Source organism: Bradyrhizobium sp. AZCC 1610 (assembly GCF_036924515.1).
Classification (GTDB): Bacteria; Pseudomonadota; Alphaproteobacteria; order Rhizobiales; family Xanthobacteraceae; genus Bradyrhizobium.
Window position 1 is genome coordinate 3,180,702 of record NZ_JAZHRR010000001.1, and the last position, 21,041, is coordinate 3,201,742.

18 protein-coding genes and 1 tRNA gene are annotated in these 21,041 nt (G+C 62.3%); 9 read left to right on the forward strand and 10 right to left on the reverse strand.

Going from position 1 to position 21,041, the window contains the following annotated elements:
• Nucleotides 1–53: 53 nt before the first annotated feature.
• The 4 genes from V1279_RS15730 to V1279_RS15745 all read right to left on the reverse strand — a co-directional run bounded on the left by V1279_RS15730 (nt 54) and on the right by V1279_RS15745 (nt 4,663).
• On the reverse strand, nt 54–1,094 hold the full coding sequence (locus tag V1279_RS15730; RefSeq protein WP_334437409.1) for a cysteine synthase A: 1,041 nt from the start codon (nt 1,092–1,094) through the stop codon (nt 54–56).
• Between the two features lie 91 nt (nt 1,095–1,185).
• The gene (locus tag V1279_RS15735; RefSeq protein WP_334437411.1) at nt 1,186–2,415 is read right to left on the reverse strand and encodes a cyclopropane-fatty-acyl-phospholipid synthase family protein; all 1,230 of its coding nucleotides are present in this window, start codon (nt 2,413–2,415) and stop codon (nt 1,186–1,188) included.
• Nucleotides 2,416–2,471: 56 nt separating this feature from the next.
• Nucleotides 2,472–3,335, reverse strand: a complete 864-nt coding sequence (locus V1279_RS15740) for a DUF1365 domain-containing protein (RefSeq protein WP_334437413.1) — start codon at nt 3,333–3,335, stop codon at nt 2,472–2,474.
• Nucleotides 3,336–3,337: 2 nt separating this feature from the next.
• Complete coding sequence (locus V1279_RS15745; RefSeq protein WP_334437415.1) at nt 3,338–4,663, reverse strand: NAD(P)/FAD-dependent oxidoreductase; 1,326 nt, start codon at nt 4,661–4,663, stop codon at nt 3,338–3,340.
• A gap of 441 nt (nt 4,664–5,104) precedes the next feature.
• Between V1279_RS15745 and V1279_RS15750 the strand changes: the two genes are divergently transcribed.
• The 8 genes from V1279_RS15750 to V1279_RS15785 all read left to right on the forward strand — a co-directional run bounded on the left by V1279_RS15750 (nt 5,105) and on the right by V1279_RS15785 (nt 16,712).
• Nucleotides 5,105–6,544: an efflux transporter outer membrane subunit gene (locus V1279_RS15750; RefSeq protein WP_442894889.1), complete on the forward strand. Its 1,440-nt coding sequence runs from the start codon at nt 5,105–5,107 to the stop codon at nt 6,542–6,544.
• Complete coding sequence (locus tag V1279_RS15755; protein WP_334437417.1) at nt 6,534–7,919, forward strand: efflux RND transporter periplasmic adaptor subunit; 1,386 nt, start codon at nt 6,534–6,536, stop codon at nt 7,917–7,919. Before V1279_RS15750 ends, V1279_RS15755 begins: the two co-directional genes overlap by 11 nt.
• Before the next feature lie 48 nt (nt 7,920–7,967).
• Nucleotides 7,968–11,117, forward strand: a complete 3,150-nt coding sequence (locus V1279_RS15760; protein WP_334437419.1) for an efflux RND transporter permease subunit — start codon at nt 7,968–7,970, stop codon at nt 11,115–11,117.
• Complete coding sequence (locus V1279_RS15765; RefSeq protein ID WP_334437421.1) at nt 11,118–14,222, forward strand: efflux RND transporter permease subunit; 3,105 nt, start codon at nt 11,118–11,120, stop codon at nt 14,220–14,222.
• Nucleotides 14,223–14,256: 34 nt separating this feature from the next.
• Entirely contained in the window at nt 14,257–14,988 is a 732-nt protein-coding gene (locus V1279_RS15770; protein ID WP_334437422.1) for a tRNA-uridine aminocarboxypropyltransferase, read from the forward strand.
• Nucleotides 14,989–15,119: 131 nt separating this feature from the next.
• Nucleotides 15,120–15,650, forward strand: coding sequence for a hypothetical protein (locus tag V1279_RS15775; RefSeq protein ID WP_442894775.1), 531 nt, complete (start codon nt 15,120–15,122; stop codon nt 15,648–15,650).
• Between the two features lie 194 nt (nt 15,651–15,844).
• A complete protein-coding gene (locus V1279_RS15780) occupies nt 15,845–16,525 on the forward strand; it encodes a hypothetical protein (RefSeq protein WP_334437423.1) in 681 nt (226 codons plus the stop codon).
• A 113-nt stretch (nt 16,526–16,638) separates the two neighbouring features.
• Nucleotides 16,639–16,712 (forward strand) — tRNA-Cys (locus V1279_RS15785).
• Nucleotides 16,713–16,927: 215 nt separating this feature from the next.
• On the opposite strand, the gene V1279_RS15790 is transcribed toward V1279_RS15785, so the two are convergent.
• The 5 genes from V1279_RS15790 to V1279_RS15810 all read right to left on the reverse strand — a co-directional run bounded on the left by V1279_RS15790 (nt 16,928) and on the right by V1279_RS15810 (nt 19,826).
• Complete coding sequence (locus V1279_RS15790) at nt 16,928–17,638, reverse strand: PEP-CTERM sorting domain-containing protein (RefSeq protein WP_334437425.1); 711 nt, start codon at nt 17,636–17,638, stop codon at nt 16,928–16,930.
• A gap of 118 nt (nt 17,639–17,756) precedes the next feature.
• Nucleotides 17,757–18,425 (reverse strand): PEPxxWA-CTERM sorting domain-containing protein, encoded by a 669-nt coding sequence (locus V1279_RS15795; RefSeq protein WP_334419606.1) that lies wholly within the window; start codon nt 18,423–18,425, stop codon nt 17,757–17,759.
• Nucleotides 18,426–18,679: 254 nt separating this feature from the next.
• Complete coding sequence (locus V1279_RS15800) at nt 18,680–18,829, reverse strand: hypothetical protein (protein ID WP_334437427.1); 150 nt, start codon at nt 18,827–18,829, stop codon at nt 18,680–18,682.
• Nucleotides 18,826–19,053, reverse strand: coding sequence for a hypothetical protein (locus tag V1279_RS15805; protein ID WP_334437429.1), 228 nt, complete (start codon nt 19,051–19,053; stop codon nt 18,826–18,828). The genes V1279_RS15800 and V1279_RS15805 overlap by 4 nt, the downstream gene beginning before the upstream one ends.
• Before the next feature lie 593 nt (nt 19,054–19,646).
• Nucleotides 19,647–19,826: a hypothetical protein gene (locus V1279_RS15810; protein WP_334437430.1), complete on the reverse strand. Its 180-nt coding sequence runs from the start codon at nt 19,824–19,826 to the stop codon at nt 19,647–19,649.
• Between the two features lie 253 nt (nt 19,827–20,079).
• On the opposite strand from V1279_RS15810, the gene V1279_RS15815 reads away from it, so the two are divergent.
• Nucleotides 20,080–20,337 carry a hypothetical protein gene (locus V1279_RS15815; RefSeq protein WP_334437432.1) on the forward strand — a complete coding sequence of 86 codons (258 nt, stop codon included), beginning with the start codon at nt 20,080–20,082 and terminating at the stop codon, nt 20,335–20,337.
• A gap of 15 nt (nt 20,338–20,352) precedes the next feature.
• On the opposite strand, the gene V1279_RS15820 is transcribed toward V1279_RS15815, so the two are convergent.
• Nucleotides 20,353–21,006, reverse strand: coding sequence for a TetR family transcriptional regulator (locus V1279_RS15820; protein ID WP_334437434.1), 654 nt, complete (start codon nt 21,004–21,006; stop codon nt 20,353–20,355).
• Nucleotides 21,007–21,041 lie beyond the last annotated feature (35 nt).

Sequence of the window (21,041 nt, forward strand, 5' to 3'; positions counted from 1 at the left end):
GCGCGAGATTCCCGGATTGCGCTACGCTCCATCCGGGCTACAAAATCTCGCCTCTACACCTTCTCGAACGGCACCTCGATCTGGGTGCGCTTCTCGAGCCAAGCCGGCACCGGCAGGTTCTTCGAGCGCATGAACTCCGGATTGAACAGTTTTGACTGATAACGGTTGCCGGAGTCGGCAAGGATGGTGACGATGGTCTTGCCGGGACCAAGTTGCTTGGCGAGGTGGATCGCGCCGGCAACGTTGATGCCGGTCGAGCCGCCGAGGCACAGGCCTTCATGCTCGAGCAGCTCATAGATCACCGTTACGGCTTCCTCGTCCGAAATCAGGAAAGCGTCGTCGACCTTCGCGGTCTCGATCACGGGCGTGACGCGGCCTAGTCCGATGCCCTCGGTGATCGAGTCGCCCGGTGTCGATTTGGCGGTGCCGTGCTTGAACAGCTCGTACATGGCGAAGCCATGCGGATCGGCGCAGGCAGTGACAACGCCCTTGTTCTTTTCCTTCAGATAGCGGCTGGCGCCGGCGAGTGTGCCGCCGGTGCCGACCGAGCAGATGAACCCGTCGATCTTGCCGCCGGTCTGCTCCCAGATTTCCGGGCCGGTGGATTCGTAGTGCGCCTTGGCGTTGTCGAGATTGTTCCATTGGTCGGCGAACAAGACGCCGTTCGGCTCGGTCTTGCGAAGCTGGGCGGCCAGCCGCCGTCCGACATGCTGATAGTTGTTCGGATTGGAATAGGGCAGCGCTGGCACTTCGATCAGCTCGGCGCCGCAAAGCCGCAGCGTGTCCTTCTTTTCCTTGCTCTGGGTTTCCGGGATCAGGATCAAGGTCCGGTAACCGCGCGCGCTGGCGACGACGGCGAGACCGATGCCGGTATTGCCGGCGGTCGATTCCACCACCAAGCCGCCGGGCTTGAGGTCGCCGCGCTTCTCTGCCTCCAGGATCATCCATTTGCCCGCGCGGTCCTTTACCGACTGGCCGGGGTTCATGAATTCGGCCTTGCCGAGAATCGTGCAGCCGGTCAGCTCGGATGCGCGCTTGAGCTTGATGAGAGGCGTGTTGCCGATCGCTTCGATGACGTCTTTGTTGAAGGTCATGTCTTTAAAATTGCCGGTTTGCCTGCCTAATCGCTGAGCGACCCTAAAGGACCGCCGCTAGGCATACAAGCCAGCGAATCGGCAGGGGTGCTCAGCCGGATTTCGCAAACACCACCTGACGCACGTCGATATTTCCGGACAGGAACCCCGCCTCGCAATAGGCGAGGTAATATTCCCACAGCCGCCGGAAGCGGTCGTCGAAGCCTGACGGCGTCAGGTTGGGCCAGGCCGCGCGGAAATTGCTTCGCCAGATCGCAAGCGTCCTGGCATAATCTTGCCCGAAAATGCGCTCGCGGATGACGGGAACGCCGAAGCGCTCACCGAGCGCTTTCAGGATCTGCGGCGAGGGCAGCATGCCGCCCGGAAAGACGTAGCGCTGGATGAAATCGACTTCGCGGCGATAGGTCTGGAACAGGCTGTCCTGGATGGTGATGGCCTGGATGCCGGCGAGGCCACCGGGCAGCAGGCGGTCGCGCAACTGTGAAAAATATTTCGGCCAGAATTGCTCTCCGACCGCCTCGATCATCTCGATCGAGGCGATCCGGTCATAGCGGTCGCGCTCGTCGCGATAGTCCTGCAGCCTGATCTCGACCTTGTCGCCGAGACCGGCATTGTGAATGCGCGCCTGCGCGAAATCGCGCTGCTCCTTGCTGATGGTGAGCCCGACGACTTTGGCGCCGAACGTCTTGGCGGCGTATTCAGCAAAGCCGCCCCATCCGCAACCGATCTCCAGGAGCTTCTGGCCCGGCCGCAGATCGATCGCTTCAGCAAGCCTGCGGTATTTGTTGTGCTGGGCCGCGGTCAGGTCGGGCGTGTCATCCTCGAACAGGGCCGACGAATAGGTCATGCTGGGATCGAGCCATGCCGAATAGAAGGCGTTGCCGATGTCGTAATGCGCATAGATGTTGCGGCGGGCCTGCCGCCGCGTATTGCGGTTGAGCCAATGTCTGACGGCCTGGAAGGTGCGCGTCAGCGGGTTGCCGACCAGCATGGTCTGCATCCAGTCCTGGTTGACGCAGAACAGATAGAGGAATTGCGTGAGGTCGGGCGTGTCCCATTCGCCGCGCAGATAGGCCTCGGCGATGCCGATGTCGCCGCCGCGCAGGAGCCGCGAGGCGAAGCCGTAATCATAGATTGTCATGGCTGCGGCGGGACCGGGACCGTTGCCGCCGAGCCGGACCATGCGGCCATCGGCCAAGGTCACGTCCAGCGTGCCATGTTGCAGCTTTGAACCAAAACCCAGCGCCAGCCGGACCAGGCGGGGCAATTCCGGAAACGTCGCGTCTACGGTTTCCGATGTGACCGAAATCAACTCGGGCATGTGCGATCCATCGAATGGCGGTTACCCCGTGCTTCGCATGGCCGATCGACCCTGCTTCAATCCTTGGCACGGGTAGACAACGCCGGCGAAGTATAACCGTTGCTTTTCCCGGTCGCCAAGCCGGTATTGAGGGTTGCGGACTGCCGCGGCACCAGCCGCGCGCCCTTGAGCCAGAGCCGCAGCGCCTCCCAGTGGATCGCCGCCATGATCTTTATCGTGACCAGCGGGAGGGCGAAAAACGCGCGCAGCAACTCCTTGGTGTTGAGCGTACGGTAATGACCATTGAAAGTTGCAGCGAGCACGGGACCTTCGCGGTCGGTTTCCAGAATCCGCAACTGCACGCGCTCGCCCGGCGGCAGCACGCGAAAATGGTAGCGCATCGCCATCTCGATGAAGGGCGAGACGTAGAACAGCTTGTCCTGCTGCTGCCGCACGCCGGCGTCGCTGATTTCGCCAGATGTCACCGGCAGAATGTAAGGATGGATGTCGCCAAAGGTGTTGCGCACTTCATAAATCAGCAATGCCAGTTCACCGCTCGCGCGATAGCAGAAATAGACGGAGAGCGGATTGAAGGTGTAGCCGAGCAGGCGGGGATAGCAGAGCAGCAACACCCGTCCGCCCGTGAGGTCGATGCCGCGCTCGGCCGCGCAACGTTGCGCGTAGGCGCGCAAGGATGATCCGTCCCGCTTGCCAAGGTCGGCCTCGTGGAAGCTGTAGAGCGCCGCGCGGTTGACGCAAAACAGCGGCGACTGCCGGTCCGCGTCCGCCAGCCGGTCCAGATCGATCAGCAGGCTCATCACGCGATAGCTGAAGCGATGACCCATCGGCTTCAGCCGCGCATGCATGACCTCGCCGACGTAAAGCGCTGCGGCGTTGGCGCCATCGTCAGAACTTTTTGGTTCTGCCGGGGGTGCGCGCATGGCTACACCGCAGCTTCCACCAGCTCTAGCGGCGGTTCGCGCCATGGCGCCACCGCGCCGAGCGCTTCGGCGACCGCAAGACCCGATCGCAATCCGTCCTCGTGGAATCCGTATCCGGACCATGCGCCGCAGAACCAGGTGCGTCGCCGGCCCTGAATCTCGGGCAGGCGCTTCTGGGCGGCAAAGGCTGCGGCGTTATATTGCGGATGCTCGCAGAGGTACTTGCCGAAGGTCAGTGCGGGATCGGGCGCGACCGGCGGGTTGAGGCTGACGAACAACGGCTTGTCGTAATCGATGCCCTGCAGCTCGTTCATCCAGTAGGTCACGGAGACGTCGTTATCGACGCTTCGATCGATGTCCCCTTGGCGCGGCCAGCGCAGGAAATTCCACGAGGCCCAGGCGCGCCGGCGCGTCGGCATCAGCGCGGGATCGCGGTGCAGATAGATCGTGTTGGGGGAATAACCGATCGCGCCCAAAATGGCGCGCTCGCGCTCGTCGGCATCCGACAGCATCGCCAGCGCCTGATCGCTGTGGGAAGCAATCACGACATGATCGTAGGTGTTGGCCTTGCCGTGGCTGTCGCGGACGACGACGCCATGCGAGGTGCGCTCGATTGCGGTGACGGCGCAGCCGAACTTGATCCGGTCGCGGAATGAAGCGGTCAGTTTTTCGACATAACGCTGGCTGCCGCCCTTCACGGTTCGCCAGACCGGGCGGTCATATTGCAGCAGGCGATGGTTGGCGAAGAAGGCGACGAAATTTTCGGCCGGAAAATCCAGCATCTCGCTCGATGGCGCCGACCAGATCGCAGCGCCCATCGGCGCCAGATAGTCGGTCAACAGCCGCGGCGCAAAGTGGCGTGTGCGGAAATATTCGCCGAGCGTCAGCCCGGCCAGTTTTCCGGCCGCGTAATCCTCGATGCTCTGCTGGTTGAAGGTGATGATGTCGCGCAGCATCCAGAGATAGGAGGGCGACAACAGGTTGCGAGGCTGCGCGAATAGGCCGCGTGCGGTCTCGAACCAATTGTTGCCGCCGCCTTTCCACTCGAAGCGGCCGGTGTCCGCCGTCACCGCAAAGCTCATGCAGCTTTCGACGGTCTCGACACCGAGATGGGCGAACAGCGCCGTCAGGTCCGGATAGTTCAGCTCGTTGTAGACGATGAAGCCGATGTCTACCGCAAGCCGCGCGCCGTCATAGTCGATGTTGACGGTATGGCTGTGGCCGCCGGGCCTGAGTTCGCGGTCGTAGACGGTGACCGGATAATGTTTCGACAAGGTCCAGGCCGCGGCATTGCCGCTGATTCCCGTCCCGACCACCGCGATCCGCATTTTTGGCCCTCCATGGCACGCGGCGAGATACGGGGGGCTGTTCCCGGAGTTTCAAATCGGCCACAGGCACGGATTCGGCTTACGCGAGAGGCGGATGCGGAGGCGTCAGAACAGGGGAAAAACCTCAGAAAAGCCCATGAAATCTTCGTAAGATTTCGGCGCCCCTGAGGCATCCGGCATCGCTCCAAGCCCTATAAAATAAGGGGAAGTCAGTGCTTTGCTGCCTGTTTTGCCGCCGGAACGGACGATCGGCGTAGGGCTGTGCGCGCCCCAGTCGCAAGGCTAGTATCGGGTTCAGATTCAGCGGAAGCATCACCCCGTGAACGTGTCGCAGGCCATCAGAAGAAGCGCTCGTCGTGCGCCGGGCCGGGATTTGCCCGGTGGAGAACGGGAGTGACCCATCGAATTGCAACGGCTGCGATCGACGGTTGGCCTGCGCTCATTCCGGGCGGCAAGCGGCTGGCGCGGTCGCTTGCGGTGCTTGGCCTCCTGGCCAGCTCAGCCGGCTGCATCCTGACCAAGGACCTGCCCGATCCCGCGCTCGACATACCCGACGGCTACAAGGCGGCCCGGCTGTCGAAGGCCGCGGACGCGCCGCCGACGCTCGACTGGTGGCGCGGCTTCCGTTCCCGCGAACTGACGGCCCTGATGGAGGAGGCGCAGACCGTCAATCTGGACATTGCGGCGGCCACCGCGCGGTTCAGGCAGGCCGATGCGCAGGCACGAATCGCGGGTGCGGCGTTGTTGCCTGCTCTCAGCGGCAGCGGCTCGGAGAGCTATTCCCGGACCTCCGGATCGAGCTCCAGCGGCTTGAGCATTGGCGGACGCGAGGTGGTCACCTATTCGGCCTCGCTCAGCGCCAGCTACGAATTGGATTTCTGGGGCAAGAACCGCGATGCCGCGCAGGCGGCGGAGGAGACCTCCGTCGCCACCCGTTTCGACCGCGATGTCATCGCGCTGACCACACTGACGACAGTCGCAAATGCCTATTTCCAGGTGCTCACCGCGCAGGACCGGATCCGGACCGCTCAGCGCAACATCGCCAGTGCCGAGCGCATCCTCAATGCCATCAAGGAGCGGCTGACAGCCGGCACCGGCACCGACCTCGACGTCGCGCAACAGGAGAGCGTGGTAGCCAACCAGCGCGCACTGGTGCCGCCGCTGCGTCAGACGCTCGACCAGAACATCAACGCGCTGGCGACGCTGGTGTCGCGGCCGCCGGAAGCGGTGCGCGTCACCGGCGGCTCGCTGAACCAGATCGCCGCGCCGCGCGTGACGCCCGGCCTGCCGTCGGAATTGCTGACGCAGCGTCCGGACATCAGGCGCCAGGAAGCCCAGCTTGCCTCTGCGACCGCCAATGTCGGCAGCGCCCGCGCGCAGTTTTTTCCGAGCATTCAATTGACCGGGCAGGGCGGCTATCAAAGCTCGGCGCTGTCGTCGCTGTTTCAGCCGCAGGCTGCGTTCTTCAGCATGGTCGGCAGCCTGACCCAGCCGATCTTCGACGGCGGCCGGATCCTCGGCAATTTCGAGTTCACCAAGGCGCGGCAGGACGAACTGCTGCAGACCTATCGCAAGACAGTGGTGCAGGCCTTTGCCGATGTCGATACTGCCTTGATGTCGATCCGCCAGACCACGGAGAGGCTGCGGTTGCAGCGTGAGGTGGTGGCGGCGTCACGGCGGGCCTTCGAGCTGTCCGAGCAGCAGCTGCGGGCCGGGACCGCCGATATCGTAACTGTGCTAAATACGCAGCAGACGTTATTCCAGGCCGAAGATTTGCTGTGGCAGGCCCAATTGGCCCGGCTGCTCGCGATCGTCAGTCTCTATCAGGCGCTGGGGGGCGGCTGGGAGCCCAGGATGGAGAGGGCGGTCAATGCTCTTTAAGCCGGAAGTAAAGGACGACGCGAAGACGGCGCGCAAGCGCGTCGCGCGTGGCATTGGCCGGCGGATGGTATCGCTGACCATCACGCTATTGATCCTCGGCGGCCTCGGCTATCTCGGCTGGAACGCCTTCCAGCAGAAGCAGACCGGCCGTGGCGGGCCCGGCGCACGCCCCGACCTCCCGGTGCCGGTGCTGGCGGCTGTGCCGCGCACGCAGGATGTGCCGGTTTATCTCGAAGCGGTGGGCTCGGTCCGCGCGCTGAACAATGTGATCGTGCGCGCGCAGGTCGACGGCAAGCTGATCAAGGTGAATTTCGTTGAGGGCCAGGACGTCAAGCAGGGCGACGTGCTGGCCGAAATCGACCCTGTGATCTACCAGGCCCAGTACGATCAGGCGGTGGCGAAGAAGGCGCAGGATGAGGCGCTGCTTGCCAACCAGAAGCTCGATCTGGCGCGCTATCAGCAGCTTGCCGCGTCGAATGCCGGCTCCAAGCAGCAGGCCGATACGCAGCGCTCGGTGGTCGCCCAGCAGGAAGCACTGGTGCAGGCCGACCAGGCCGCGATCGACAATGCTCGGGCGATGCTCGGCTATACCAAGGTCATCGCGCCGCTGACGGGGCGCGTCGGCCTGCGCCAGGTCGACCAGGGCAACATCATCCGCGCTTCTGACGTCACCGGCCTCGTCATCATCACGCAGTTGCAGCCGATCGCGGTGCAGTTCAGCCTGCCGCAGCAGCAGATCGTGCGAGTCAACGCCGCTGCCGCCAAGGGCGTGCTGGCGGTGGATGTGTTCGGCAATGACGGCGTGACGGTCGTCGATACAGGTACGCTCAAGGGCATCGACAACCAGGTCGATCCGACCACGGGCACGCTGAAGCTGAAGGCCGAATTTCCGAACGCCAAGTTTCAGCTCTGGCCCGGACAGTTCGTCAATGTGCGGCTGAGGGTCGAAACGCTGGAGAAGGCGATCGTGGTGCCGACGTCGGCGGTCCAGCGTGGTCCCGTTGGGACGTTCAGCTATGTGATCGGCCCCGATAATGTCGCGACCGCCAAGCCAGTCGTGGTGACGCAGCAGAACGAAAACGACGCGGTGATCGCGAGCGGCCTTTCGACCTCCGACCGCGTCGTGACCACAGGCTTTGCCAATCTTTCCGACGGCGCCAAGGTTTTGATCGGCACCGATGATCGGGCGCCGACCGCCGACCTCGCGCCGCGCAAGCGCAGCCGTTCGCCGGACGCCAAGGGAGATTCCAAGGGCGGTCAGGGCAAGGATGGCGAACACCGCGGCAAGCGCGAGCGCGGCGAGGGTGATCTGAAGGGACAAACCGGCCCGGCACCAGCCGAGCCGTCGGGCGGCGCTGCGAAGTCGCAGCCATGATCCACGCGCCGCACGCCTGAAAATGAATTCGCAAGTGAGGACGCAACCATGAGCGTCTCCGAACCGTTCATCCGCCGGCCGATCGCGACCTCGCTGTTGGGGATCGCGCTGATGATCGGCGGCGCGCTCGGCTATTGGGCGCTGCCGGTATCGGCGCTGCCGCAGGTCGATTTTCCGACCGTGCAGGTGACGACGCAACTGCCGGGCGCCAGCCCCGACGTGATCGCGTCGCTGATCACGGCACCGCTGGAGCGGCAGCTCGGGCAGATTCCGTCGTTGTCGTCGATGCAGTCGACCTCCTCGTTCGGCGTCAGCCAGATCTCGCTGCAGTTCGACCTCAACCGCGACATCGATGGCGCCACCCAGGACGTGCAGGCCGCGATCAACGCCGCCGCCGGGATCCTGCCGAGAAACCTGCCGTATCCGCCGACCTACGCCAAGGTCAATCCGGCCGATGCGCCGGTCCTGACACTGGCGCTGACGTCGGAGACGATTTCGCTGCGCGCGATGAGCGATATTGCCGACACCATCCTCGGCCAGCGGCTCAGCCAGATTTCCGGCGTTGGGCGCGTTGCAATACTCGGCGGGCTCAAGCCCGCGGTGCGTGTGCAGGCCGATTTGGCGCGGCTCGCCGCCTACGGCATTTCGATGGAGGATCTGCGCAACGCTATCGCGGGCGCCAACGTGTCGGGGCCGAAGGGATCGCTCGACGGCGCGCAGCAGGCCTACACCATCGCCGCCAACGACCAGATCGCGGCGGCGGAGGCGTACAAGCCGATCATCATCGCCTATCGCAACGGCTCGCCGGTCACGATCGGCGACGTCGCCATCATCATCGATGGGCTGGAGAACGATCGCACCGGCGGCTGGTATCAGGGCACGCCGGCCGTGATCATCGACATCCAGCGGCAACCCGGTGCCAACGTGATCGAGGTGGTCCGGCAGATCCGTGCGGAAATTCCAAAAGTGCAGCGCGCGATCCCGGCCGGCGTCAACCTGACCATCGTCTCCGACCGCACCGTCACCATTCGGGCGTCCGTCCGCGACGTCCAGTTCACGCTGATCCTTTCCGTGGTGCTGGTGACGCTGGTAGTGCTGCTGTTCCTGCGGTCGCTGCGCGCGACGCTGATCGCGGGCGTGGCGCTGCCGCTGTCGCTGATCACGAGCTTCGGCATCATGTATTTTTCGGGCTTCAGCCTCGACAATCTGTCGCTGATGGCGCTGACGATCGGAACCGGCTTCGTGGTCGACGACGCCATCGTGATGATCGAGAACATCGTCCGTCACATGGAAAACGGCGAGTCCGTGATGGAGGCGTCGCTGAAGGGCGCCAGCGAAATTGGCTTCACCGTGATTTCGCTGACGGTGTCGCTGATCGCGGTGTTCATCCCGCTATTGTTCATGTCCGGACTGGTCGGGCGCATGTTCCGCGAATTCGCGCTGACGCTGACGATCGCGGTCGTGACCTCGGCGATCGTGTCGCTGACGCTGACGCCGATGATGTGCTCGCGGCTGCTCAAGCATGTCGGCGAGGAGATGACGGTCCCGGGGCTTGCCGCCGTCAGCCGCTTCATCGACCGCATGGTCGCGTTCTACCATCGCACGCTGCTGTGGGTGCTGCAGCGCCAGCGCGCAACGCTGGTGGTGACGTTCGCCACCATCGCCGCGACGCTTGTCTTGTATGTGATCGCGCCGAAGGGCTTTTTGCCGCTGCAGGACACCGCGTCGATCACGGCGGTGACCGAGGCCGGGCCCGATGTTTCCTTTGTCGAGATGCAGAGCCGGCAGGCGGCGGCAGCGGCTGCGATCCAGGCCGATCCGGATGTCGTCGGCGTGGTCTCCGTGATCGGCGCGGGGTCCGTCAATCCGACCACCAATGTCGGACGCCTGGTGATGACGCTCAGGCCGCGCGGCGAACGGCACGATGACATTTCCGCCGTGGTCGACCGGCTGAAACAACGCACCGCGTCGATCCCCGGCATGACCATCTATTTCCAGCCGGTGCAGGACGTGCAGATCTCGACCCAGTCGAGCCGCTCGCAGTACCAGTATACGCTGACCGGCACCGATGCGACGCAGGTCTCGCTGTGGTCGCAGAAGCTGATCGCCGAAATGCGCCGGGATCCGCTGTTCCGCGACGTTTCGTCGGAAGCGCAGGAGGGCGGCTTGCGTGCCGCGCTCGACATCAATCGGCAGCGCGCCGGCCAGCTCGGCGTTAGCCTCCAGGCGGTCAACGACACCCTCAACGACGCCTTCGCACAGCGGCAGATTTCGACCATCTACGGCCAGGCCAACCAGTATCGCGTGGTGCTGGAGGCGATGCCGATGTACCAGCGCGATCCGTCGATCCTGTCAAAGCTCTATCTGCCGGGAGCCGCGAGTACGACCGCAGGCGCCCCCGGCGCGCAGGTGCCGCTGTCGGCGGTGGCGACGCTGACCCGCACCACCGCGCCGCTGGCGATTTCGCATCTGGCGCAGTTCCCGGCGGTCTCGCTCAGCTTCAACCTCGCGCCCGGCGAGGCGCTGGGCGATGCCGTCGAGGCGGTCAAGAAAATCGAGACCAGCATCGGCATGCCCGGCAGTATCGTCGGCGTCTACGCAGGCGATGCCGCCGAATTCGCGAAATCGCTGGCCGGCCAGCCCTGGCTCATTCTGGCGGCGATCGTCACCATCTACATCGTGCTTGGCGTGCTCTACGAGAGCTACATCCACCCGATCACTATTCTCTCGACGCTGCCGTCCGCGGGCGTCGGCGCTATTCTGGCGCTGATGCTGTTCGGGCAGGACCTGTCGGTGATCGGCCTGATCGGCATCATTCTGTTGATGGGCATCGTCAAGAAGAACGCGATCATGATGATCGACTTCGCGCTGGAGGCGGAGCGGCATCAGGGCATGTCGCCTCATGAAGCCATCGTGCAAGCCTGCCTGTTGCGGTTCCGCCCGATCATGATGACGACGCTGGCCGCGTTGTTCGGCGCGCTGCCGCTGGCGATCGAAAGCGGGACCGGCGCCGAGCTACGCTTTCCGCTCGGCATTTCCATCATCGGCGGCCTGCTGCTGAGCCAGGTGCTGACGCTCTACACGACGCCCGTGATCTATCTGGCGCTCGACCGGATCAATCGCAAAATCGAGAAGGCCGTGCCGGACCCAGGGCCTCCCGGGCCGACGGTTGCCGGCGCCACCGAGGGGATGCAGTAGATGGCATCGATCTCGGAGCCCTTCATCCGCCGGCCGGTGGGCACCACACTGCTGGCGATCGGGCTCTTTCTGGTCGGCATCGTCGCCTATGTCTTCCTGCCGGTCTCGTCGGTACCGAACGTCGATTTTCCGATGATCCGGGTGTCGGCGACGCGGCCCGGCGCGGATCCGTCCGTCATGGCGTCGACCGTTGCCGCGCCGCTCGAACGCCGGCTCGGCCAGATCGCGGGCCTCGACCAGATCACCTCGACCAGTTCACTCGGCACCACCAGCATCCAGCTTCAATTCTCGATCGGCCGCGACATCGACCGCGCCGCGCGCGATGTGCAGGCCGCGATCAACGCCTCGCTGGCGGATCTGCCGAGCGACCTGCCGTCGCTGCCGCGATTCCGCAAAGCCAATCCGGCGGCTGCCCCCGTGTTCGTGCTGGCGCTGACGTCGAAGACGCTGACGACCAGCGCGATGTACGACGTCGCCGACACCGTGATCGCGCAACGCATCTCGCAGGTGCCGGGCGTCGGCGAGGTCAACGTCACCGGCGCCGACCAGCCGGCGGTACGGATTGCGTTGAACCCTGTGGCCCTGTCGAATGCTGATATCGCGACCGACGACGTGCGGCTCGCCATCATCAACGCCAATCCGCTGGGGCCGGTCGGCATCTTCAACGGCGGCCGCCAGAGCGAGACGATCTCGACCAACAAGCAGATGCGCACCGCGGCCGAATTCCGCGACATTATCGTCAAGAGCTCGGCCGGCAATTTCGTCCGCCTCGCCGACGTTGCCGAGGTCGAGGATTCCGTCCGCAACAGCCGCTCGATCGCCTGGTTCAACAAGCAGCCGGCGGTCCTGATCCAGATCACCAAGCAGGGCGACGCCAATGTGATCGACACCGTCGATCGAGTGAGGGCGCTGTTGCCGGAACTGAAGCAGTGGCTGCCCGGCGGTGTGGAAATTTCGACGCTGGTCGACCGCACCGGCACCATCCGCGCCAGCGTGCTCGACATGCAGTTCACGCTGCTGGCGACCGCGTTCCTGGTGATGGTGGTGGTGTTCGCGTTCCTGCGGCGGCTGACGCCGACCATTGCCGCCGGCGTCTCGGTGCCGCTGGCGCTGGCCGGCACCTGCGCCGGCATGTGGCTCGCCGGCTTCTCGATCGACAATCTGTCGCTGATGGCGCTCGCGATTTCCGTCGGCTTCGTGGTCGACGACGCCATCGTCATGATCGAGAATATGTACCGCAACCTCGAACATGGGATGGCGCCTTATCCGGCTGCACTAGAGGGCGCCAAGCAGATCGGCTTCACGGTGCTGTCGATCAGCCTGTCGCTGATCGCCGCGTTTACGCCCCTGATCTTCATGGACGGGATCGTCGGCCGGCTGCTGCGCGAGTTCTCGCTGACGCTGACCTTTGCCATTGTGGTGTCGACCGTGGTGTCGCTCACGGTCACGCCGATGATCTGCGCACACTACATCAAGGAAGCGACCTCCGACCGTGCGACCTGGTTCGACCGCCTGGTCGAGGGCACGCTTTCGCGCATCGTTTCCTTCTACACCCGGACGCTGCGGGCGGTGCTTGGCTTTCCGTTTCTGACGCTGATCGTGTTCTTTGCGACCATCGCGCTGACGGTGGTGCTCTATATCAAGATTCCGAAAGGCTATTTTCCGACCGACGACAGCGGCCTTGTGATCGGCGCGACGCGGGCTTCCCCCGACACCTCGTTCCAGGCGATGCTCGGGTTGCAGCAGCAACTGGCCGATATCGTGATGGCCGATCCGGCGGTGGCCGGCGTCGGTTCATCGCTCGGCGGCAGCGCCGGTCCGGGCGGCGGCGGCTCCAACCGCGGCACCATGTTCATCAGCCTGAAGCCGCCGGAGGAGCGGGCGGGCCTATCGACTGCGCAAGTGATCGATCGCCTGCGGCGGAATCTCTACCGGGTGGCCGGCATCCGCCTGTTCATGTTCGCCGCGCAGGACATCCGTACCGGCGGGCGGCAGAGCGACTCCGACTACCAATATACGCTGTCGAGCACAGACCTCGATCTGCTGCAGAAATGGGCGCCCCTGGTGGCCAAACGTATGGAGACGGTGGCGGGCATCACCGACATCTCCAGCGACCGCGACCCCGGCGGGTTGCAATTGTCGCTGGTGATCGATCGCAAGACCGCATCGAGCCTCGGCGTTCGCGTCCAGGACATCGACAACGCCCTGAACAACGCGTTCGCGCAGCGGCAGATTTCGATCATCTATACCCAGCGCAACCAGTACATGGTGGTGCTGGAAATCGACCCGAAATTCCAGAACGACCCTTCCAACCTGGAACGCATCTTTGTCGCCGGCGCCAACGACGCCCAGGTGCCCCTATCGGCCGTGGTGCGCTACCAGCGCGGCCTGTCGCCGCTCGCGGTGTATCACTCGCAATCGTTCCCCTCGACGACGGTCTCGTTCAATCTGCTGCCCGACGTGCCGCTGGAGGTCGCAACCTCCAACATCCAGCGCGCGGTCGAGGAACTGCATATGCCGGAAGGAATCCGCGGCAGTTTCGACGGCAATGCCGGCGATTTCAACAAGACCAGCGGGCGGCAGCCGCTGCTGATCCTGGGCGCCTTGGTGGCGATGTATATCGTGCTCGGCGTGCTCTATGAGAGCCTGGCGCACCCGATCACGATCATCTCGACATTGCCGTCGGCAGGGCTCGGCGCGCTGCTGGCGCTGCAGGTGACCAACACGCCGCTGACGGTGATCGCCTTTGTCGGAATCATTCTGTTGATCGGCATCGTCAAGAAGAACGGTATCATGATGGTCGATTTCGCACTCGATGCCGAACGCAACCGCGGCCTGTCGTCGGCGGACGCGATCTTCGAGGCGTGCCGCGTCCGCTTCCGCCCCATTCTGATGACGACGATGGCGGCGTTGTTTGCCGGCATTCCGCTGGTCATTGCCAGCGGCCCCGGCACCGAGCTGCGCCGGCCGCTCGGCATCACCATCATCGGCGGTTTGATCGTGTCCCAGATCCTGACGCTGTACACCACGCCGGTGATCTACCTCCTGATCGACCGGCTGCGGCAGCGATCCCGGCCGGCCGCGGTCGCCGCGCCCGCCGAATAGTTGAATTACTGGCCACGAAGCGTATAGCGGGCGGATGTCAGAACAAGCCAATACCAAGCCCGGCTCCGCTGAAGAGGTGGTTCCGGAGTGTCCGCATTGCGGCAAGCCGCTGCCGCTCTGCATCTGCGACAGCGTGACCCCGATCAAAAGCCGGATCTCGCTGTTGATCCTGCAGCACCCGCAGGAGCAGGACAGGGGGCTCGGCACGGCGCGGCTGACCGCGATGCATTTCAAGGATGCGGTCGTCAAAATAGGCCTGTCCTGGCCAAGCCTCTCCAAGGCGCTGGGACGGACGGTCCACGATCCCTCGCGCTGGGCGGTGCTTTATCTCGGCTCGGCCAAGGTCGCCGATCTCGATACCGATGCCGAAATCGTCGCGATCAACCGCAAGGGCGAAATAGAGCCGCACCAGCGCGCCATTCTCTCCGACATCGAAGGCATCGTGCTGCTCGACGGAACCTGGAGCCAGGCCAAGGCGCTGTGGTGGCGCAACGCATGGATGCTGAAGTGCCAGCGGGTCATTCTCGGGCCGAAACGCCCGTCGGGTTACGGTAAGCTCCGCAAGGAGCCGCGCCGTGACGGCCTTTCCACGATCGAGGCCGCGGGCCTGCTGCTGGCTGGACTGGAGAAGCGACCGGAGATCGCGGAGGTGCTCAACGCAAGCTTTGACCGCATGCTGGCGCGCTATCGGGAAGTGCAGGCGGAAATGCCGGAGCTCGCGCCGAAACCGAAGAAGCGGGATTATCGCCGTCGCAAGCGCGGCTAACTCCGGCTTTCAAACAAAAGCTGCATCACTAGATTGTCCTATCTTTAGTTGTTATTTGCTGCAATGCAAAAACATTGGTTCCAATGTCGGATTCACGACATAACGAGCTGTGGACAATGATGACATGCTTCTTGACGATGGTAATGTTCCTCTGTTCTCCGCGTAACATTGGAGCAAAGTCGATGACTTTAAGCACTGAAATCCTCACTCGCTCTCCGTTGCTCGACGCTGATGAAATCGAAGGAGAAATCGGCAATATCATCCACAACACCCGGCGAGGACCCTTTATCCGCGCAGTGCCTCACAGCGACGATCACCCGTTGCCGGTAGGCCCGATGCCCGACTACGTCGAGCACAAGGAAGGCGTCAATCAGGTCGGTAAACTCTCAGCCGAAGCCGTGGTCCGCGAATATGAAGCGGCGGTGAAAGAGATCGAAGCGCTCGGTGCCGAATTGTCCGAAGCCGCCAAGAAATGTGAGGCGATGGTTGCCGGCGTTCACGCCATGGTGGACGAGATCAAGGAACTGGCGGCGAACTATCGTGAGGAAGGCAAGCGCTACTTCCTGCAGATCGAGGATTGTTCCCTGATGACATCCGAAGTCCGCACGGTCTGCGAGACGCTGAAAAAGAAAATTGCCGCAGGTAGTAGTCTCGCCGCCTGATGTTCCGGCTGTGGCCGGTCTTGCTGGTGGCCGCGCCGTTCATCGTCGCGGCCATTAGCTGGATGTTCTAAGCTGCACGGCCGTCATAGGGATATCGATGACGGTACGCGCCAGATGGCCGAATGTTCCGGCACGTTGCTCCATTGCGTCGCTCGCACTATGACTGACGCGTCGGATCCGAGCGGAGCAACGGGATGGAATTGGTTGCGCGTTTGCGCCTGTCGAAACAGGCGCTGATCGATGTCGTCTTCTTCTGCGGCGTTCCGATCGTGCTGGCGATGCTTTCGGCCGTTCTCGGGCCGTACGCGGCCATCATGGGAGGCGCCGGCGCGACCATCTATGTCCTCTTGCTCGCCATTGTGCCCTGGTGCCTGACCGGCCTTGTCACCCAATTGGTGAGCAAAAGCGCCGGGCGAAGACTGCCGCTTTGGCTGACTGCAGCCATCGGTGCCATCGCCGCCGGGCCCTTCGTTTCGCTTTACGTGCATGTCGTCAATTCAATCGCCGGAGACATCTGGCCCGCTCTGAACGCATTTTTGCCGGCTACGTTCAGTACAGACCATCTCAAATCCGCCGCCTTGTCCGAGGGGCGGGCCGTCGTTCTCTGGATTGCATTCGTTGTCATTTTCCATGAGACGCTGGGGTGGGCGAGGTTTGCGCCGACAAGCCAGGAAGCGAGCCGCGAAGAGCGCTTTCAAATGAGCGGCGCTGAATGGACGGCGGAAGACGACGCCCTGCTGCGATCGTTGATTGACAGCGGCAGGCCGCCGAGAGCCATCGCATTGGAAATGAAGCGGACGGTCGGCGGCATCCGCGCAAGGACTGCCAAGCTGGGCCTTCGGAACAACCGTCTCGGCGATACGTCCGGCGGTTGAGGCGCCGGGCCGGGGACGATCCGGACCGTTTCAGTTTGCTAACCAGTGCGGGACAGGACGAGCGCTGCTCGGTTGCCTATCCGGGGCAGGGCGTATATGAGTTCGCGCGATGGGGCCACGTGGCGGAGTGGTTACGCAACGGTCTGCAAAACCGTGTACACCAGTTCAATTCTGGTCGTGGCCTCCATTTCACCTCGTTGAAATCACAAAGTATTTTCATTCAGGCTTTGTTCGGCCGATCCTGCCTGCTACCGGATTGCTACCATTCGTTTCGGACCGGTTCCGGAGAGCCGTTTTCAGGGCAGCGTCTACCGTCGCTACCGCGTCCTCCTGCAGTACAAGGCTGACGCGCCGCCGGCACGATGGAGCGGCCGGAAGTGGTCACGCTGGATGAATTTAAGATCAATTACGCGATCGGCGATAGGCGGCAAATCCGAGGCCCGCAAACCCGATCAGCAGCATCGCCCATGTGGAAGGTTCGGGAGCTGGCGCCGCGTTGACGAAATAGCCATAGACGCCGCCACTGTCATCCAGGCCCGTTACTCTGACATATCCTCGGTGGTCGAAACCGGGAGGGTCCAAATTGACATAGACTCCGTTGCTACTGAAGAAGCCTCCGTATAGGCCGCCAAATCCAACAAATGCCCCCTGATTGTTGATCAGTTCGGGATAGTATTGAGTACCTAAAGAGATGAACTGACCGCTCTGAAAAAAGAACCCACTAAACCCAGCACCGGCTCCTTGGTCGACAATTCCGACGACTTGGCCTAGATCGTTGATCGCGTAGGGGATCGTCCACAGAGAGCCAAAGCCAAAAAGCGAGTAACTAGTGCCATCGTAAAAGAAAGCCTTAGAGGTACCGACGCAATTGCAGGTGCCTTGGTCGAAAGTCCCAACGAATTGCCCTAAAGTATTCGAGCCCGTGAAGTGGACGTTGCGAATATTTGTAAGTCCTGCAAAATCCGGAGGTGCTGGGAAGTTCGTGCTTTTTAACGGACTGGTATAATATGCCGGGCCACCAACCGTGTAGCTGCCGTTCTGGTAGAAGAAAGTATCGGCATAGCTTGGCAATTCAGATGCTAATAGGCAGAACGCCACCAAAAACCATCTCATAAAATCAACTCCACTCAACAAAGCCCCATTCCACCTTCCCGCGCCGGTTGAGTCAATCAGGGACCGGCAACAAAAAGACCGCCCGAAGGCGGTCTCTGTATTCGCGATCGAGGCTTAATCAGGCGGCGAGTGCCGCGACCTTGCGACGCCGATAGGTCATGTAGCCAACGCCGGCAAAGCCGAGGATCATCATAGCCCAGGTGGAGGGTTCGGGAACGGCGGCCACCTGCGTCAAAGTAGTGAGGCGCCCCTGCAATTGTATTCCGAAGGAATCGAGGATAACTCGCGTGTCGCCGAAATCCGCGAGGTTAAACGAGGTTGGCAAGCTACTTGAGCTCAGCCCTTGGCTGGTCACATCTGAGAGGTAGATTCTCATCGATGTCATATAGGTGAGGCCTGTTACTGGGCTTGCGGTTATTTCGGAACTGCTTCCCACATTTATCTGAAAAACGTCATTCGCGAATGAAGAAAAGGGAGATTCGTTCTGCACGTAAACACTAGCGCCGCTAGCGCCTGTGTAAGATGCAGAGACCCCTTGAAACTGTACGGAGAAACTTACCAGCGCCGGATACAGTGCGCCGGATCCATCGACATTCGGAAAAACCGCCGTTGGCGCAACCGCTGCGTCGTAGGAAAATTCTCCAGAAAAAGCCGATCCAATCGGACTATTGTAATTGCTATACCCTTCAAAACTGACCACGCCAGTGAAACCATAGCTGACGATAGCCGCATTTGCAGGCGCAAGTGTCAGAAAAGACCCTAGAAGGGCGGTGAGCGCAATTTTCATAGTATCCCCCTTTAATACAAAGGCGCATTTGTTTTGATAGTCGAAGCAATGTCAATGCTGGTGGGAGTTCCTATGGAAAAGGCGCCCTTCGCCTTCAGCCCAGATTCTTCTGGCCTCTTATTCGGGCGAGCGCAGCAGACCTTGCCTCACCCATTTGGGTGAGGTACTGTTCTGTTCTTTCCGCAAAACTACGGAGATCGTCAATTCACGGTTGGACCTAAGATCACGATCGCAGCAAACCGAAATTGCTCGATTCACTCCAGAACCTCATACTCGAACGCCACGCCTTCCGGGTCGTTCTCCTTAAACCAGGCTTCGGCAACATCTTGGCTCGCAAAGACCTTGACGTGATCAACGTCGCCAACTTCCTTGCTGGTATCGACGTATATACAGACCGTCGTCATTGATCCCTCTTCAGCTTGCGCTTTCCCCAATGATGCGTCTCGAGATCGGGATTAAAGGTCTGCTCGACGTGACGGTTCAACGCCCGCATGACGCCGATCCTGGCCAGCATCGTCGGGCCGCCGCTCTCTGCAACGAGAATTAGTGCCTCCATCGCAGCCTGCCATTCGGGCGCGGAATGCTCGTCCTTCGGCAGCTTCATGATGTAGCTGGCGGCATCCCTCAAGGTGAGGAGACGCCGGCCATTGGGCAGCGGTATCGGATCCTCAAAAGGGGCGGACCAGGGCAAAGGAAAAAGCTTTTTTCAAAATGGGGGGCGGGGCCGCCCCGAGGGCTCGAAGCGACCCCTGATCACGCAGCACGCAGGCCGAATTTGGGGACTGGCCAATCTGCGCGACTTGCAGCCACGCTATGCCTGTTCAGATCGGCCGCAACTAAACTCGCGCGTTAAGCTTGATGTCCGCCGCGCAGGTTAATTCTGGAACTGTATTTTCAGCGAAGGCCCATTACCCGGACTCGCTGGCTGCTACCGTGGAAGTCCGGACGGACATCGGCGCCTCGCTTGCCGCACGCCTTGCATACGAACCGCGGCTCAATGTCAGAGAGCCGCACGTGGTCTGGCCAGCGATCGGCGGGCAGGGCGATTAAGTGGCTGCAGTGATAGTCGCTGCAGAAGATCACGACGCCGAAGACGCCTGACTCCCGCATCTCTCCGAACGTGATTTTCTGTTCGCGTGGCATGCGCCCAATTCTGCCAAGAACCGGCCTAAGCCTGAATTAGCCATTTTATATGAGAGGCCGCAGCAAGCCGGCCGCGGGTCAGCAGGCGGCGTACCAGCCCTCGGGAAACGGAACCAGCGGCCAAGCGGCCCCATTGTCGTTGGCAGCGCGCGGCGAGCGATAAACAGCCGGGGTCTGGGCCACGAAATCATCCTCCCGTACTGGCGCAACGGCCGTCTGCACGGCTTCCAGCAGCAAATCGTATTCAACTTGACTCATCGCGCTCTCCGGAGTTCCAGAGGCGATGGTCGCAAAAGTATTTTGTTTCCAGATTGAGCGAATCGTTCGAATTTTAGCGATTCGATGACCGCGGCAAAGCTGGTTACTAAAGGGTTGAGTTCCTCGCGCAAACACTAACCCCGTGCACGCGGGCCGCAGTGTGAGAAAAATCACTTTTTGCAAAAGTCAGTTCGCGTACTCGGCTGGATGGCGCCTGCCTTGTCAAGGCGGGCATGCTCCAGGAGATGCGGTCATGAAGGCAAGGTTTGCGCGAAGTGCGGCACTTCTCTGTCGTTCCCGCCGGGCTTCGACGCTCGGCTTCCTGCTCACACTGATGGCGAGCGGCTCGGCCGGTGCCCAGCAAGGCACTCCCGAACAGCGCCGCGCTTGTACGCCGGACGTCTACCGCCTGTGCGCCGGCGAGATCCCGAACGCCAGGGCGATTACCGCATGCCTGCGCCGGCAGAAGTCGAGCTTGAGCCCGTCCTGCGCGGCGGTGTTCGATCGGTAAGTCTCGACCGCTTCCCTACATCTCCAGCGCAGCCAGATTCTTCGGCAGCATCCGCTTGAACAAAGTGAGGATGCGGGCGGCCTCCTTCGATTCTAACGTGATCGCGTGGCGGACTGTCGCGGCGATCAGCGTCATGATCAGTTGGGAAAACGAGGCGAGGGCGGTTGCGGGCGCGTCGGGTGCGATACGCCGCAGCGCGTCGCCGAGCAGCCCGGCGAGATAGACGCCGTCCTTTTCGTCGAGTTTTTGCAGGGCACGGTCGGCCTGCGTCGCTTGCCAGATGTCGCGCATGACCGGCACGTCCATGAACATCCGATAGTAGCTGTCGGTCATGCGACACAACGCCGGATGCAGATCCCGGGCGTTCTTGACCACAGCGAGGTCGCGCCGGACGCAGTCGCGCCCGATCGCGTTGTAGCGTTCCGCGAGCGTGCCGATGATCGCGGTCTTGTCCGGAAAGTATTGATAGAGCGAGCCGAACGGCACGCCGCTGCGGTCGACGACATCGCTCATGCGGAAGGCTTCGCTGCCTTTTTCGGCCATCAGTTCGGCCGCGCATGCAAGAATTTTCTCGAACCGCTCGCGGCTGCGCTGCTGGGTCGGGACGAGGCGCGACAGTCCCGACGCGCCTTCTTCGGCTGTCTTCTGTCCGGCTTTTCCCCGCGGCATCGGTCCTCTCACATAAAAGCGACTTGACGTTACTA

Excerpts from the sequence above, each read along its gene's own strand:
- V1279_RS15795 (WP_334419606.1), bottom strand. The coding sequence starts at position 18,425 with ATGAAAATTGCGCTCACCGCCCTTCTAGGGTCTTTTCTGACACTTGCG.
- V1279_RS15770 (WP_334437422.1), top strand. The coding sequence starts at position 14,257 with ATGTCAGAACAAGCCAATACCAAGCCCGGCTCCGCTGAAGAGGTGGTT.
- V1279_RS15800 (WP_334437427.1), bottom strand. The coding sequence starts at position 18,829 with ATGACGACGGTCTGTATATACGTCGATACCAGCAAGGAAGTTGGCGAC.
- V1279_RS15815 (WP_334437432.1), top strand. The coding sequence starts at position 20,080 with ATGAAGGCAAGGTTTGCGCGAAGTGCGGCACTTCTCTGTCGTTCCCGC.
- V1279_RS15735 (WP_334437411.1), bottom strand. The coding sequence starts at position 2,415 with ATGCCCGAGTTGATTTCGGTCACATCGGAAACCGTAGACGCGACGTTT.
- V1279_RS15820 (WP_334437434.1), bottom strand. The coding sequence starts at position 21,006 with ATGCCGCGGGGAAAAGCCGGACAGAAGACAGCCGAAGAAGGCGCGTCG.
- V1279_RS15740 (WP_334437413.1), bottom strand. The coding sequence starts at position 3,335 with ATGCGCGCACCCCCGGCAGAACCAAAAAGTTCTGACGATGGCGCCAAC.
- V1279_RS15780 (WP_334437423.1), top strand. The coding sequence starts at position 15,845 with ATGGAATTGGTTGCGCGTTTGCGCCTGTCGAAACAGGCGCTGATCGAT.
- V1279_RS15755 (WP_334437417.1), top strand. The coding sequence starts at position 6,534 with ATGCTCTTTAAGCCGGAAGTAAAGGACGACGCGAAGACGGCGCGCAAG.
- V1279_RS15745 (WP_334437415.1), bottom strand. The coding sequence starts at position 4,663 with ATGCGGATCGCGGTGGTCGGGACGGGAATCAGCGGCAATGCCGCGGCC.
- V1279_RS15760 (WP_334437419.1), top strand. The coding sequence starts at position 7,968 with ATGAGCGTCTCCGAACCGTTCATCCGCCGGCCGATCGCGACCTCGCTG.
- V1279_RS15810 (WP_334437430.1), bottom strand. The coding sequence starts at position 19,826 with ATGAGTCAAGTTGAATACGATTTGCTGCTGGAAGCCGTGCAGACGGCC.
- V1279_RS15765 (WP_334437421.1), top strand. The coding sequence starts at position 11,118 with ATGGCATCGATCTCGGAGCCCTTCATCCGCCGGCCGGTGGGCACCACA.
- V1279_RS15790 (WP_334437425.1), bottom strand. The coding sequence starts at position 17,638 with ATGAGATGGTTTTTGGTGGCGTTCTGCCTATTAGCATCTGAATTGCCA.
- V1279_RS15730 (WP_334437409.1), bottom strand. The coding sequence starts at position 1,094 with ATGACCTTCAACAAAGACGTCATCGAAGCGATCGGCAACACGCCTCTC.